Annotated in this window: 13 protein-coding genes and 1 pseudogene; 8 read left to right on the forward strand and 6 right to left on the reverse strand. The window is 61.6% G+C overall.

Translation table 11 applies throughout. From position 1 onward, the window contains the following. Nucleotides 1-18: 18 nt before the first annotated feature. From ACVZUB_RS04285 to ACVZUB_RS04300, 4 genes are all read left to right on the forward strand, one after another. Nucleotides 19-1,248: an acyl-CoA dehydrogenase family protein gene (locus ACVZUB_RS04285; protein ID WP_007734188.1), complete on the forward strand. Its 1,230-nt coding sequence runs from the start codon at nt 19-21 to the stop codon at nt 1,246-1,248. Further along, complete coding sequence (locus ACVZUB_RS04290; RefSeq protein ID WP_003945582.1) at nt 1,248-2,060, forward strand: SDR family oxidoreductase; 813 nt, start codon at nt 1,248-1,250, stop codon at nt 2,058-2,060. The genes ACVZUB_RS04285 and ACVZUB_RS04290 overlap by 1 nt, the downstream gene beginning before the upstream one ends. Nucleotides 2,061-2,136: 76 nt before the next feature. Continuing rightward, the gene (locus ACVZUB_RS04295) at nt 2,137-2,808 is read left to right on the forward strand and encodes a TetR/AcrR family transcriptional regulator (RefSeq protein ID WP_003945807.1); all 672 of its coding nucleotides are present in this window, start codon (nt 2,137-2,139) and stop codon (nt 2,806-2,808) included. Between the two features lie 11 nt (nt 2,809-2,819). Then, nucleotides 2,820-3,968 (forward strand): acetyl-CoA C-acetyltransferase, encoded by a 1,149-nt coding sequence (locus ACVZUB_RS04300; RefSeq protein ID WP_007734192.1) that lies wholly within the window; start codon nt 2,820-2,822, stop codon nt 3,966-3,968. Nucleotides 3,969-4,022: 54 nt separating this feature from the next. On the opposite strand, the gene ACVZUB_RS04305 is transcribed toward ACVZUB_RS04300, so the two are convergent. Further along, entirely contained in the window at nt 4,023-4,340 is a 318-nt protein-coding gene (locus ACVZUB_RS04305) for a DUF4333 domain-containing protein (RefSeq protein WP_232329980.1), read from the reverse strand. A gap of 98 nt (nt 4,341-4,438) precedes the next feature. Continuing rightward, nucleotides 4,439-5,839, reverse strand: coding sequence for a cytochrome P450 (locus ACVZUB_RS04310; protein WP_482628166.1), 1,401 nt, complete (start codon nt 5,837-5,839; stop codon nt 4,439-4,441). A gap of 96 nt (nt 5,840-5,935) precedes the next feature. On the opposite strand from ACVZUB_RS04310, the gene ACVZUB_RS04315 reads away from it, so the two are divergent. Beyond that, nucleotides 5,936-6,523 (forward strand): TetR/AcrR family transcriptional regulator, encoded by a 588-nt coding sequence (locus ACVZUB_RS04315; protein ID WP_003945528.1) that lies wholly within the window; start codon nt 5,936-5,938, stop codon nt 6,521-6,523. Nucleotides 6,524-6,570: 47 nt separating this feature from the next. Here the strand turns inward: ACVZUB_RS04315 and ACVZUB_RS04320 are convergent, their stop codons facing one another. Further along, the gene (locus ACVZUB_RS04320; protein WP_064688698.1) at nt 6,571-7,581 is read right to left on the reverse strand and encodes an ABC transporter substrate-binding protein; all 1,011 of its coding nucleotides are present in this window, start codon (nt 7,579-7,581) and stop codon (nt 6,571-6,573) included. Between the two features lie 82 nt (nt 7,582-7,663). Next, nucleotides 7,664-8,542: a bile acid:sodium symporter family protein gene (locus tag ACVZUB_RS04325; RefSeq protein ID WP_003945620.1), complete on the reverse strand. Its 879-nt coding sequence runs from the start codon at nt 8,540-8,542 to the stop codon at nt 7,664-7,666. A 132-nt stretch (nt 8,543-8,674) separates the two neighbouring features. Between ACVZUB_RS04325 and ACVZUB_RS04330 the strand changes: the two genes are divergently transcribed. Genes ACVZUB_RS04330 through ACVZUB_RS04340 form a run of 3 tightly spaced genes read left to right on the forward strand, consistent with a single transcriptional unit; the run spans nt 8,675 to nt 10,889 of the window. Beyond that, complete coding sequence (locus ACVZUB_RS04330) at nt 8,675-8,947, forward strand: DUF2277 domain-containing protein (RefSeq protein ID WP_003945457.1); 273 nt, start codon at nt 8,675-8,677, stop codon at nt 8,945-8,947. A gap of 5 nt (nt 8,948-8,952) precedes the next feature. After that, entirely contained in the window at nt 8,953-10,374 is a 1,422-nt protein-coding gene (locus tag ACVZUB_RS04335; protein ID WP_042449462.1) for an alpha/beta hydrolase, read from the forward strand. 23 nt (nt 10,375-10,397) lie between these two features. Then, the gene (locus ACVZUB_RS04340; protein WP_082845696.1) at nt 10,398-10,889 is read left to right on the forward strand and encodes an NUDIX domain-containing protein; all 492 of its coding nucleotides are present in this window, start codon (nt 10,398-10,400) and stop codon (nt 10,887-10,889) included. A 368-nt stretch (nt 10,890-11,257) separates the two neighbouring features. Here the strand turns inward: ACVZUB_RS04340 and ACVZUB_RS04345 are convergent. Both ACVZUB_RS04345 and ACVZUB_RS04350 read right to left on the reverse strand, forming a co-directional pair. Further along, a pseudogene (locus ACVZUB_RS04345) lies at nt 11,258-11,584 on the reverse strand (transglycosylase family protein); the annotation flags it as partial. A gap of 484 nt (nt 11,585-12,068) precedes the next feature. After that, on the reverse strand, nt 12,069-12,974 hold the full coding sequence (locus ACVZUB_RS04350) for an oxygenase MpaB family protein (protein WP_003945519.1): 906 nt from the start codon (nt 12,972-12,974) through the stop codon (nt 12,069-12,071). Nucleotides 12,975-12,977 lie beyond the last annotated feature (3 nt).

Genomic DNA, 12,977 nt, shown 5'->3' on the forward strand with positions numbered 1-12,977 from the left:
GTAGGTTATCTTACATATGTGGACCAGAGCGAGAGCCCGGACGGGCAGATGACGGACGACGAGTTTGCGGCCACGGTCGCGCAGTGGTTGGCCGAGAACTTGACGGGCAAATTCGCCCAGCTCAAGGGTAAGGGCGGCCCCGGCAGTGAGCACGAGTTCTTCGAGCAACGACTCGAGTGGGACAAGCACCTCGCAGCGTCGGGGTGGACGTGCCTCGGGTGGCCGAAGGAGTTCGGCGGGCGGGGAGCAAGCATCTCCCAGCAGGTCATCTTCCATCAGGAGTACGCGAAGGCCGGTGCGCCCGCTCGCGTCAGCCACATCGGTGAAGAGCTGCTCGGCCCGACGCTGATCGCGTACGGCACCGACGAGCAGAAGCGCCGATTCCTTCCTGGCATCAACACGGTCAGTGAACTGTGGTCGCAGGGCTACTCCGAGCCCGGCGCCGGTTCCGACCTCGCGAACGTCTCCACGACCGCACGCCTCGAAGACGGCAAGTGGATCATCAACGGCCAGAAGGTGTGGACCTCACTGGCTCACGTCGCGCAGTGGTGCTTCGTGGTCTGCCGCACCGAGGTGGGCTCCAAGCGTCACCAGGGGTTGAGCTTCCTGCTTGTCCCGTTGGATCAGCCCGGTGTGACAGTTCGGCCCATTCAGCAGCTCACCGGCACATCGGAGTTCAACGAGGTCTTCTTCGACGACGCCGTCACCGATGCCGATCTGGTGGTCGGGGAACCCGGCGAGGGCTGGAAGATCGCGATGGGGCTGCTCACCTTCGAGCGCGGTGTATCCACGCTCGGACAGCAGATCGGATTTGCCCGCGAGCTCCAAGGCGTCGTCGACTTGGCGAAAGCCAATGGCAGTGACCAGGATCCGCACATTCGCGAAAAGATCGCCCGCGCGTGGGTCGGACTGCGCGTGATGCGCGCCCACGCGATGCGCACTCTCGACGCGGTCGACGCCGGAACCGGTGGCGGAGAAGCGTCCGTCGCAAAACTGTTGTGGGCCAACTGGCATCGTGATCTGGGACAGCTGGCGATGGACGTGCAGGGTGCGTCGTCGTTGGTTGCACCGTGGGCGGATTCCGAAGGCAATGCCTCGGACATCACCGATCCCGAGCACCTCGAGCTCGACGAATGGCAACGCCTCTTCCTCTTCACCCGCGCCGACACGATTTACGGCGGCTCCAACGAAATTCAGCGCAACATCATTTCCGAGCGCGTGCTCGGTCTTCCCCGAGAGGCCCGTTAATGTCTGACACCAAAGCCGCGTCCCCGCTTTCCGTTGCGCCGGAGGAAACCCCGGGCCACGGACTGCTCGCGGGCAAGAAGGCGATCATCACCGCCGCAGCCGGAACCGGCATCGGTTTCTCCACTGCGCGCAGGGTGCTTCTCGAGGGCGGCGACGTTCTCGTCTCCGACTTCCACGAGCGTCGACTCGGCGAGACGGTGGAGAAGCTGAAGGCCGAATTCCCCGGTCAGCAGGTCGAATCGATCATCTGCGATGTATCGAGCACCGAGCAGGTCGACGCGTTGTTCGTCGGCGCCGCCGAGAAGTTGGGACGTATCGACATCGTCGTCAACAACGCGGGCCTTGGCGGTGAAACTCCCGTCGTCGACATGACGGACGATCAGTGGGATCGCGTTCTCGACATCACACTCAACAGCACCTTCCGTTCGACGCGCGCCGCCCTGCGGTACTTCAAGAGCGTTCCCCACGGCGGTGTTCTGGTGAACAACGCGTCCGTTCTCGGTTGGCGCGCGCAGCATTCCCAGGCGCACTACGCCGCAGCCAAGGCCGGCGTCATGGCGCTGACTCGGTGCAGCGCCATCGAAGCAGCGGAGTACGGAGTCCGTATCAACGCGGTCTCGCCTTCCATTGCGCGTCACGCGTTCCTGGCGAAGGTCACCAGTGAGGAACTGCTCGACCAGTTGGCTTCCGGTGAGGCCTACGGCCGCGCCGCGGAGGTCTGGGAGATCGCAACGGTCATCGCGATGCTCGCCAGCGATTACTCCACCTACATGACCGGCGAGATCGTCTCCGTTTCTTCGCAGAGGGCCTAGCGTCCCCGTGCGCGGTTAAGGAGTCCCTGGACTCGCTGACCGCGCACAGGGGAAGGCCCTGGATAGGATTGAATACATGACGCCACCTCGAAATTCCGACGAATCAAACGGCAAGTCCGGGCGCCGCGACGAGCTGCTCGAGATCGCGGCGGGGCTCTTCGCCGATCGCGGAGTGCGCGCGACGACCGTCCGCGACATCGCCGACGCCGCCGGGATCCTGTCCGGCAGCCTGTATCACCATTTCGATTCCAAGGAGTCGATGGTCGACGAGATCCTGCACCAGTTCCTCGACGAACTCTTCGGAAAATACCGCGAGATCGTCGCGGCGGGGTTGGACAGTCGCGCGACGCTCGAAGCACTGGTCGTGACGTCGTACGAGGCCATCGACGCCTCACATTCGGCTGTGGCGATCTACCAGGACGAGGTCAAGCACCTCGTCGGGAACGAGCGCTTCGCTTACCTGGCCGAGCGCAACACCGAATTCCGGGACCTGTGGGTCGGCGTCCTCGAAGCCGGCGTCGCGGACGGGACCTTCCGCTCCGACATCGACGTCGAATTGGTCTTCCGCTTCATGCGCGACACCGTGTGGGTCGCGGTTCGCTGGTACCGCCCGGGTGGATCCCTCTCGGCGCACGCCGTCGCGGCTCAATATCTCGCGATCGTGCTCGACGGGCTCTCCGATCCGGCCACAACTTCAGACGCTATTGCTGAATCAACTTCAAGAACTATTGCTGCACAACGAAACTAGGAGCTAACGCTATGTCCGAGGTTTACATCGTCGACGCCATTCGCACACCGATCGGCAAGAGGGGCGGCGCGCTGTCCGGCGTGCACCCCATCGATCTCGGTGCGCACGTCGTCAAGGCACTGGTCGAGCGCACCGGTATCGACCCCAGTGACGTCGACGACGTGATCTTCGGTTGCGTCGACGCCATCGGCGGCCAGGCCGGCAACATCGCCCGTATGTCCTGGCTCGCAGCGGGATTCCCGGAGCACGTTCCCGGGGTGACCGTTGACCGTCAGTGCGGTTCGAGCCAGCAGGCAGTGCACTTCGGCGCTCAGGCCATCCTGTCGGGCACTGCGGATCTGATCGTTGCCGGCGGCGTTCAGAACATGAGCCAGATTCCGATCTCGGCAGCGATGATCGTCGGTCAGCAGTACGGATTCGACACGCCGACTTCGGGTTCGGTCGGTTGGACCGAGCGCTACGGTGACCAAGAGGTCTCGCAGTTCAAGGGCGCCGAAATGATCGCCGAGAAGTGGGACATCAGCCGCGAAGAGCTCGAGAAGTGGGCCCTGCAGAGCCATGAGCGCGCCAAGGCTGCAATCGCCGCGGGTCGCTTCGACAACGAGATCGTCGCCATGGGCGACGCGACCGTCGACGAAGGACCCCGCGAGACCAGCCTCGAGAAGATGGCGACGCTCAAGGTTCTCGTCGAAGACGGACGCATGACCGCGGCAGTGGCCAGCCAGATCTCCGACGGTGCGAGTGCGCTGCTGCTGGCGTCGGCGGAAGCGGTGGAGAAGTACAACCTCAAGCCCCGCGCCCGGATTCATCACCTCAGCGCACGCGGCGACGACCCGATCTTCATGCTCAGTGCGCCGATCCCGGCCACGAAGCATGCTCTCGCGAAGGCCGGCCTGAGCATCGACGACATCGACATCGTCGAGATCAACGAAGCTTTCGCCCCGGTCGTCCTGGCCTGGATCAAGGAGATCGGTGCAGATCCGGCCAAGGTCAACGTCAACGGCGGCGCGATCGCACTCGGTCACCCGCTCGGCGCGACCGGCACCAAGCTGATGGCAACCCTGCTCAACGAACTCGAGCGCACCGGTGGCCGCTACGGCTTGCTGACCATCTGTGAAGGTGGCGGCACCGCGAACGCGACGATTATCGAGCGTCTCTGACGCCTTGCTGTGCGCCTTTATTAACCGCCGGCGGTTAATAAAGGCGCACAGCAGTTAGTTGTTCGGCGCATCCGCGACCTTGATGTCGAAGTTCGCACTTTCACCGTCAACGCTGGTCACGGTAGCTGTGACGTCGTATTCGGTGCCCTGCTCGGTCAGGACGCACGTGATCGATGCGCCGACTTCGGCGTCGAGGTTCTCCGGACACGTCACGTCGTCGGGTGGCTCGCCGATCTTCTCGGCTAGTTGAGTGGAGATCTGACTTGCGACTTCGGACTTGTCCACTTGCGGCGTCCCGACGCTTGCCGAGCAAGCTCCCGTGGCCAATGCCGCCGAGAGTAAGACGATTCCCACTGCAGGCCTCTTTGTCATGTGAACTCCCAGGGTGCGCCGGTGCTCGCTGCTGCCACCTCAGGGATTACCGCATTCGGGACTGTTTCAACCGAGTTGCGCGACGCAGTTTTGCGAGGTCAGCGTCGGCGGACCGTCAAGTTGAAGCCTTCGGGCATCAGGGTGAGCCGTTCGGCTACCTTCAACTCGTAGTCCGGATCGGCCTCGATCGTGTATTTCTGCAAGATGGTGCCCAACACGAGGACCGCTTCGTGAATAGCGAATTGTCTTCCGATGCAGGCGCGTTCACCGGTTCCGAACGGCTTGTACACGTGCGCCGGCCTGGCTTTGATGTTGGCGGGCAGGAAGCGATCCGGATCGAACGCCTCGGGATCGTTGCCCCACACCGGATCACGATGAAGTGAGGGGATGAGCACGAGCATCCAATCGCCCTTCTTCATCGGATACTTGCCGACGAGCGTCGTGTCTTCGAGCGCCGCGCGCCCGTAGGCGGGAGCGGTCGGCCACAGACGCAATGATTCGTCGAGGACGCGTCGTACGTATCGAAGTTTCGTGATCTTCTCGAAGGCGGGCTCCTCGCCCTCCCATACCTTGTCGACCTCGGCTTGCGCCTTGGCCAGCACGTCAGGGTTTCGTGACAGGTAGTACAGCGCGAACGACAATGCGCCGGAGGTCGTTTCGTGTCCGGCGACGAGGAAGGTCACGACCTGATGGCGGATGTTCAGTTCGTCGATACGGTTGGGATCGTTCTCGCGTGCCGCCCGCAGCATCAGTTCGAGAAGATCTTCGGGCCCCGGTTCGGTACTTGTCCGCCGGGCACGGATCACTTCGTCCACAACCTCGGCCATGTACGCCTTGCGGACCTCGTCACGTTGATCGGCGCGACGTGCGAGCACTCTCCCGAGGGCGGTCGACTTCAGGAACGTCGTGCGCTGCGAATGGGAGAGTGCGCCGACCATTGCCTTGACGAACGGATGCTGTTCTTCACGTTCGAAGGAGTCGAACGAGTAGCTGAATCCAGTGCGTCCGATGGTCTCCAGCGTCAGCTTGGTCATGTCTGCGGAGACGTCGATGGGGGAGTCACTTTCACGACTGTCCCAATGGTCGACCAACTCGCCGGCCACGTCGAGCATGGTGCGGTGGTACGAGCGCATCGCAGTCTGGCTGAACGCCGGTGCCAGGAGATTGTGCGCCTTGCCCCAGTTGGGTTCGTGGTTGTACGCCGTGAACAGGCCGTCGCCGCCGATTCCGCGGAGTGCTTTGACTCCAGGTGCAAGGTGCTTCGCGAACCGGGACTCGTCGGACAGTTCTGCCACCATGTCCGCGCCCGAGGCGAAGACGAAGCGATTTCCCAGGACATTTCTCTCGAAGATCGGGCCGAGTTCGCGGCCGATGCTCACGGAGTTCTGCAGCGGTGTCCGGATATTGATCCCGAGAACGTCCCCGAGGACCGGCAGGCGCCACGCCGGATGCGGTATCCGAGCATCGGTCGTCGCCTCTGGAGTGGTGTCGACGCTCATTGTGTGTCCCCCGGGGTGAGATCGCTTACTGAATTGATGTCTAGTACGCAAAGTACGCCTTACTGAATCGGTGTCAAGTAGTAATCTGACTTGCCTATGGTCGCACCACGAAAACGCCTGGACCGAGAGCAGCGGCGCACGCAGTTGCTCGACATCGGCGCGCAACTTTTTGCCGATCGCTCGTACGAGGATGTGTGGATCGAAGAGGTCGCCGAGATTGCGGGCGTCTCGCGCGGGTTGATGTACCACTATTTTCCGACCAAGCGAGACTTCTTCGCCGCAATCGTCGAGCGCGAATCGCAGCACCTGCTCGAGGTGACCGCACCCGATGCGACGCTACCGGTGCGCGAACAGGTGGCAGCCGGGTTGGACGCCTACTTCGCGTACGTGAAGTCGCACAGCAGGGGAGTGCGCGCCATCAACGTCGGGACGCTCTCGGCCGAGGCCGGTATCCGGGCGATTGTCGAGCGCGAACTCGAACAGCAGCAGATTCGAATCCTCGATGCACTGGGATTCGAGGGCGAAAGAAGACAGCTCGCTGCCGTTGCAGTTCGGGGATGGATCGCGTTCGTCCGAGCTGTCTGCCTCGACTGGCTCGATCAACCTTCCATACCGCAGGAAGAGTTGAGAGTGATCTGTCTGCGGACCCTCTCCGGAGCGTTGGGCATCGACCTCGAAACGTGAAATGCCGACCGCGCGGGAGCGGCCGGCATTTCCACGGACAAGTCTGATCAGTCGAGCGTCGAATAGAGATCGTCCCAGCCCTTGGCGACGTACATGTTGGTGTAGATGGACCCGTAGTACGTACTTCCTTGCAGAACGGTGACGTTCCCGGCCTGCACAGCCGGAAGTCTTTGCCACAACTTGGTGTCCGAGAGTTGTTCGAAGGTGGTGTCATTGCTGTCTGTGACAGAAACCATGAACGCGTCGCAGCCTTGCAGACGATCCATCTCTTCGATGCTCAGTCGTCCCTGATTGTCGAAACCGGTTGTGTTCAATGTTCTTCCGCCGATATCGGCGAGCGTCATGTCGGTGGGTTGACGATTCTTCTTTCCCGTTTCCTCCGACACGGGCAGGCTGTCGATGTAGATCGTGGCCTTGTCCGGACTGTAGGACAAGCTTGCGACGGTTTTGCCCGCGATCGCGGAAGCGTGTCGAGTGCGAATGTCGGTGATCAGAGCGTCATAGTCGGTGATCAGGCGATCCATGGTGGGTGTTCGGCCCAGCCAATCGGAGAGCTGGGTCAGGTTCTCCCGCCACGTCTGCTTCGATTCGGTCGTCAGGACAGGAGCGATGGCTTGGAGCTTTGCAGCGGGCCAGTACTCGTTGTCGGCGTTGACGCAGATGATGAGATCGGGTGCGAGTCCGAGGATCTGCTCCAGATTGGGCTTGTCGCTGAGGTATTCGGCCGAGCCGTCGGCGGGAACCCACTTGGTGACGGGCGAGATGTTGTATCCGAACACCGGTAGTTCCAGGGCAATGGCGAGCTCGAGGTCGGTTCGGGCGTCGACGGCCAAGACCCGCTTGGGGTTGGTAGGTATGTCGTAGGTCCCCAACGGCGTGGTGACGGTGCGCATTTGAGCGTCATCATCGGCCCCTGAACCGTCGCTGGAACTGCAGGACGACAGAATAGTTGCGACTGCTGCCATCCCGGCTCCGATGCCGAATTGGCGACGGGTAAGTGCGTCGACTAGCTCTTGCCAGACGCGTTCGTCCGGCACGGTAGGTGTGTTGGTCAGCATTTTTTCGATACCCTTCGGTCTGAGTCCGTATCGATCGTAGGGTTGGCGATACCAGATCACCTATATCGAAAACCGCCTGATATTAGTCGATTTCGGCCATGGTCCGTGACTTTCGGGTGATGGCGGCGCCGAAGGCTGCAGCGAGCGGGAACATCAGAACGCCGTACACCGCGGCCGGCACTGCCAATTGCACGTTGTCGAGGAGACTGACGGCGATGGTGATCGCCAACGTGCTGTTGTGGATGCCGATTTCCATGGAACTGGCGATGGCCTGACGATCCTCGATGCCGAATATCCGGGGAACGACGTAACCGATCGAGAGGCTCAGTAGGCAGAACAAGGCAGCGACGACGCCGATGTCGACGAGATAGTCCGCGATGTTCTCGCGCTCGGAAACAACCGTTCCGACGATCACCAGTGCCAGAACCACCGCGGATCCGATGCGGACGGGCTTGTCCATGCGCTCGGCAAAGGCGCTCGAGCGCAATCGAACCCACATTCCGAGGGCGACAGGAATCAGTACGACGGCAAAGACCTGAAGTACCTTCGTGAACTGCAGTCCGAGGGTGCCGTCCGCGTCCTCGGGTTCGAAGTAGCCCAACGCGAAGTTGGTGATGAGCGGAAGGGTGACCACCGCTATCACCGAATTGACCGCAGTGAGTGTCACATTGAGAGCGACATCGCCGCGGAACAGATGGCTGAACAGGTTTGCCGTGGTGCCGCCCGGTGATGCGGCGAGGAGCATCATGCCGACAGCGAGCAGTGGGTCGAGGTCGAACAACGTGACCAGACCGAAGGCCGCGGCCGGGAGCAACAACAACTGACAGATCAGGGCAATCGAGACGGCTTTCGGCGCTTTTGCCACGCGGGCAAAATCTCCGACCGTCAAGGAAAGCCCGAGGCCGAACATGATGATGGCGAGTGCGGCGGGTAGGCCGACGGAGGTGAGTGCAGAGTCCATGAGTTAGTGGCTACTTCCAGTCACTGGGGGAATTTCACTGAAACTACCGTGATGCCCGGATCTGCGTGGCAGTTTGGATACATTGATGTATCGAACCGTGACGGCGTCGGTGAGCAGGGTTATCGTCGAATTATGTGCCGAAACATCACTGAACTTCGTGGACTCGAGCCCGCTGCTACGCCGGAGGAGATCGAGGCGGCCTCTCGCCAATACGTACGTAAGGTGAGCGGAATAGCCAAGGTGTCCGACGCGAACCGAGACGCCTTCGAACAGGCGGTGCGTGAGGTGACCGAAACGACGACGCGCCTGCTCAGTGCGTTGCCGCCTCGCAGACAGCCACCTCAGACCGTCCCTCCGTTGCGTCGCCCGGAAGTACAGGCTCGGATCGCTGCTCGTTCGTCCTGACCCGAGTGGATCTCACAGATATCGACGTATGGGACGTCGAAGCCTTGGATCAACTGTCTGCTGGGTTGGAAGGCGTTCTGGTCGCTCACCGCGTTCGCGACATCCGTCGACGGCTGGATACGCTGCGCAAAGAGGCCGTCGCCGACGACTTGCATATTCGTCAGGATGGAACCGTCTCTGCCGTTGCGCCCATCGCCGACGGTCACCCGCTCCACGTGCACGCCCAGTTGCTCGAGGTCGCAGTTCGAGAACTGATCGGTGAGGCACTGCTGGTCAGCGCGGATCTTCATCATGCGTTGTCTCTGCGGTCTCAGGTCGGCACCGACCTCCGTGACAAAGCTGTGCGTGTGGGGGAGGAGTGGCGAGCGTTCAGCCCTGATCGGCAGCGTCAGATGTTGCGTCATGCACCAGGCCTGATCGCCAACCTCGACGGCATTCCTGCTGCGATTCGCAGCCCGGCCAATCTCGATCGAATTCAATCGGAACGAGCACGGCTGCAAGATGATTCAGTCCGAATCTCGCAAGAACTTCACCGCGAGTTCTTCGGCGGCAGACTGAGTAACACCGGGGCGGGCCAGTGGTACGCCGAACGCAAACTCGAGGATCTGGACGCGCTCGACGAGTTGTTTCGCGCCGAACCTGATCGACGGTTACTGCTCATGGACATGCGCTCGGGCGAACGCGGCTTCGCTGCAATTGCGATCGGTGATCCGGACACAGCGGATCACATCTCCGTGACGATTCCCGGACTGAACACCAACGTCAAGGACTCGATGCGCGGAATGGTCGGAGAGGCAACGCGATTACGAGCCGAGGCGATGCGGCAACTCGAACTGGCCGGCCGAAAGGAAAGCGTGGCCACCATCGCCTGGATCGGATATGACGCGCCACAGGTGATCGGGCCGGGAAAGTTCGACATCGGTCGGGCCAGCTTCGACGTCAGTCGATCGTCCAAAGCAGGCATAGCCGCCGACGCATTGGGTAGCTTTTTTCACGGTCTTCGTGCCGCGTCGGTCAACGACGGAGTCCATATCACCGCGTTGGGCCACTCCTACGGATCCCTCGCGACTTCTCTTGCGCTGCAACGCGGGGCAAGCGCAGCGGTCGACGACGTGGTGTTCTACGGTTCACCCGGGGTGCGAGCCAAGGTGGAGTCGGACCTCGGTATCGCCGACCGCCACGTCTACGTCATGAAAGCGGAAGGCGACAGTATCGCGGGGTTCGGCCGTTTCGGTGGCGATCCGACGCGCACCGAGTTCCATCGGTTGTCCACGGCCGAGGGGATCACCCCGGATGGAGTGAAACACGAGCGGGCGTTCGGGCATGCGGAGTACGCGAGGACAGGGGACAACGGAGAACTGCGGATGTCGGGATACAACCTCGCGGTTGTGGTTGCCGGACTGCCGGAGTTGGCCGTTATGGCCTGACCTGCTGACTTACAGTGGCACTCATGCGTCTGAGGCATTCGGCCAGGGGGTTGGTCGTTGACGACCAGTCCCGTCTTCTGCTTTACCGACTCATCGCGCCCGGGGGTGGGCTGACGGTCTGGTGTCCTCCGGGCGGAGGCTTGGAAGGAGACGAAACCCCGTCCGAGGCGCTCGCGCGCGAATTGGACGAGGAGATCGGCTTGCGCGACTACGGCGCAGCCACCCATGTGTGGCATGAGGAGATCCGTGACCCGGCGATATTGCCGGGTTGGGGCGGTGCGATCAACGACTACTTCCTCGTGCCGGTGGCGACCGTATTCGAGCCCTGTGGGTCGTTGGGGCGCGAAGCGCTGGCCGCCGAGCTGGTCGAGCACTCCGAGTGGTGGAGCGTTGACCGCCTCTTGTCACACAGTGGTCGAGAAGTGTTCGGGCCACGCGATTTACCCGACCGGTTTGCACGCCTGGTCAAGGATGGGCCATCGAGTGCGCCGGATCGATTTGTTCGGTCGCCGTGAGGGATGCGAGGTAGCGATTGAAAACGAACATTTCGGCATCGAAACACGGCTACGCTGGGGTTATGGAGCACTACGTGCGTAAGGACCCCATCCCGTACGCTTCTACGGCTGCGCCGGTCAGTTCTCACAACCGGTTGGCAAGGACGGCCCAAAAATTGTGGATGGCTCTTCGAGGGATGATGGGGGATCGGAAGGCGAGTCGGTATACCTCGCTCGCTGCGCGGCATCCCGACGGATCACGCACCGCTGTAACATCTTTCAACAGTAGTGGTGGTGGGAAATAGGTATCGGTATACAACACTGCCCGGTGTTCGTCGAATTCTCGACGAACACCGGGCAGTGACGCACTACTCGAACTGGGGTCAGCGGAGGTACTGTCCGCACACCGGCCACGCGCCGGCGCCCTGACCGGCAAGGACGTTTTCAGCAACGCGGACCTGTTCTGCCTGGCTGGCGTTGGCGGCGCTGCCCGCTCCGCCGTAGGCCTCCCACGTGCTCTGGCTGAACTGGAGTCCGCCGTAGTAGCCGTTTCCGGTGTTCGCGGCCCAGTTGCCCGAAGATTCGCATTCTGCGACACCCGACCAGTCGTGGGTGGCTGCGGATGCGGTGCCTGCGCTCAATCCGAGGGCTCCGGCTGCGAGGGCTCCGGCTGCGGCGACAGAGGCAAGTGCACGGGTAACGGTGGTCTTGGTCATTTTTGGTAAATCCTCTCGAGTCCCGCCGACGGAGGACGGTGACCGTCTCAGCTCCGCTCCCACCACTAGGAATGTTGTCGAGTCCGAACCGCGGGGTGGGACGGGCGGTGGCGATTCGGTAATGCCCGGTTGATCGGGCTGTCACCAACCATAAGAGATGATTACGGATTGGTCACGGGTCGGCGTGTCGACACATGTTTGTGCAACAGAAATGCATCAAAGAGTGTTTTCCCAGGTCGCATGGCGATATGCCACCTCTCCCGGCGTTACATAAACGAGATGAAATGTGATGCAAGTCACCTGAAACGTGCCTCGGCGGCGTCGATATGCGGCGAATGTGACACTCGATCAGCCCGGTTTGTCGGCTTTTCGACCCGGTTTTCAGTCGTGCTGGAACCCATGTCCAGCCGTGATCTGTTGTCGACCGACCGGCCCGATTTACCTGTAGGGCAGCAGAATTGACAACGAATAACGCGCCGCTGGCTCAGACGAGATTCTTGCTCGCCTTGATCCGGCGGCGAATGTCGCGCATCTGAATGGTGTTGCCGGCCTGACGAACGGAGCGTGGGATGAACCTGTTGACGAACGACACGAAAATGAAGAGGTGTTCGAACCGGCGGCGGTCGTCTTCGGTCCACTCGAGATCGAGTTGGTCGCGGTAGATCGGTGGAAGGAATCCGACCGTCAGGAACCGCAACAAGTTTCGGAACACCAGGCGTATCGGCCACGCGATCATCTGTAGGTTGACCAAGTCGATCAGGTACTGCTTGGTGCGTTCGTCGATGACGACGCGTTCGCAACCGAGGTTCCAGTAGCGCTCGAAGTCGGCACGTGTGGCCGGCCACATCTCTTCGGTGACCTGCAGCGTCGTTCCCAAAGTTGACGCGGACTTGTAGAACGACTCCGCCTGTTCTTCGGACATCTTGCCGTGCAGCAACTGATGACTGTCCTCGAAACCGATGAACAGGCATGCAGCAACCCATAATTGGAGTTCGCGATTGAAGGCGTTGTACTTGACCGGGCTGTTTGAATCCGACTTCACATGTCGGTGCACCGAGTTCACGGCCTCGCGGTAAGCCTTTCGCTCTTCCTCGTCACCCAGGATCGCGACCGTCAGGTACTGCGTCGTGGTTCGTGCACGCTTCCACGGATGCGCTGTCAGAGCACCCGATTCGACCTTGCTCTCCATGACGCCGTACGCCACCTCGGGCCAACCGAGTTGCAGGATGACGTTGGCAGCGGCTCCGGCGAACGACCAGAAATCGAGTGCGTCGGTGATGTGTGCGGGCTTACGTGCCCACCGTCTACGCTCGGCCGTGATGGTGATGCGTGTCTGATCGGTGCGAAGCGACGACTCGGACTTTTCCGAATCCAGGTAGTGAGTGGGCATGGA

Source organism: Rhodococcus sp. OS5 (genome assembly GCF_056837585.1).

What these genes read in the sequence shown, in the direction of transcription:
- ACVZUB_RS04290 (WP_003945582.1), top strand. Translation starts at nt 1,248, where the DNA reads ATGTCTGACACCAAAGCCGCGTCCCCGCTTTCCGTTGCGCCGGAGGAA.
- ACVZUB_RS04295 (WP_003945807.1), top strand. Translation starts at nt 2,137, where the DNA reads ATGACGCCACCTCGAAATTCCGACGAATCAAACGGCAAGTCCGGGCGC.
- ACVZUB_RS04300 (WP_007734192.1), top strand. Translation starts at nt 2,820, where the DNA reads ATGTCCGAGGTTTACATCGTCGACGCCATTCGCACACCGATCGGCAAG.
- ACVZUB_RS04305 (WP_232329980.1), bottom strand. Translation starts at nt 4,340, where the DNA reads ATGACAAAGAGGCCTGCAGTGGGAATCGTCTTACTCTCGGCGGCATTG.
- ACVZUB_RS04310 (WP_482628166.1), bottom strand. Translation starts at nt 5,839, where the DNA reads ATGAGCGTCGACACCACTCCAGAGGCGACGACCGATGCTCGGATACCG.
- ACVZUB_RS04315 (WP_003945528.1), top strand. Translation starts at nt 5,936, where the DNA reads ATGGTCGCACCACGAAAACGCCTGGACCGAGAGCAGCGGCGCACGCAG.
- ACVZUB_RS04320 (WP_064688698.1), bottom strand. Translation starts at nt 7,581, where the DNA reads ATGCTGACCAACACACCTACCGTGCCGGACGAACGCGTCTGGCAAGAG.
- ACVZUB_RS04325 (WP_003945620.1), bottom strand. Translation starts at nt 8,542, where the DNA reads ATGGACTCTGCACTCACCTCCGTCGGCCTACCCGCCGCACTCGCCATC.
- ACVZUB_RS04330 (WP_003945457.1), top strand. Translation starts at nt 8,675, where the DNA reads ATGTGCCGAAACATCACTGAACTTCGTGGACTCGAGCCCGCTGCTACG.
- ACVZUB_RS04340 (WP_082845696.1), top strand. Translation starts at nt 10,398, where the DNA reads ATGCGTCTGAGGCATTCGGCCAGGGGGTTGGTCGTTGACGACCAGTCC.
- ACVZUB_RS04350 (WP_003945519.1), bottom strand. Translation starts at nt 12,974, where the DNA reads ATGCCCACTCACTACCTGGATTCGGAAAAGTCCGAGTCGTCGCTTCGC.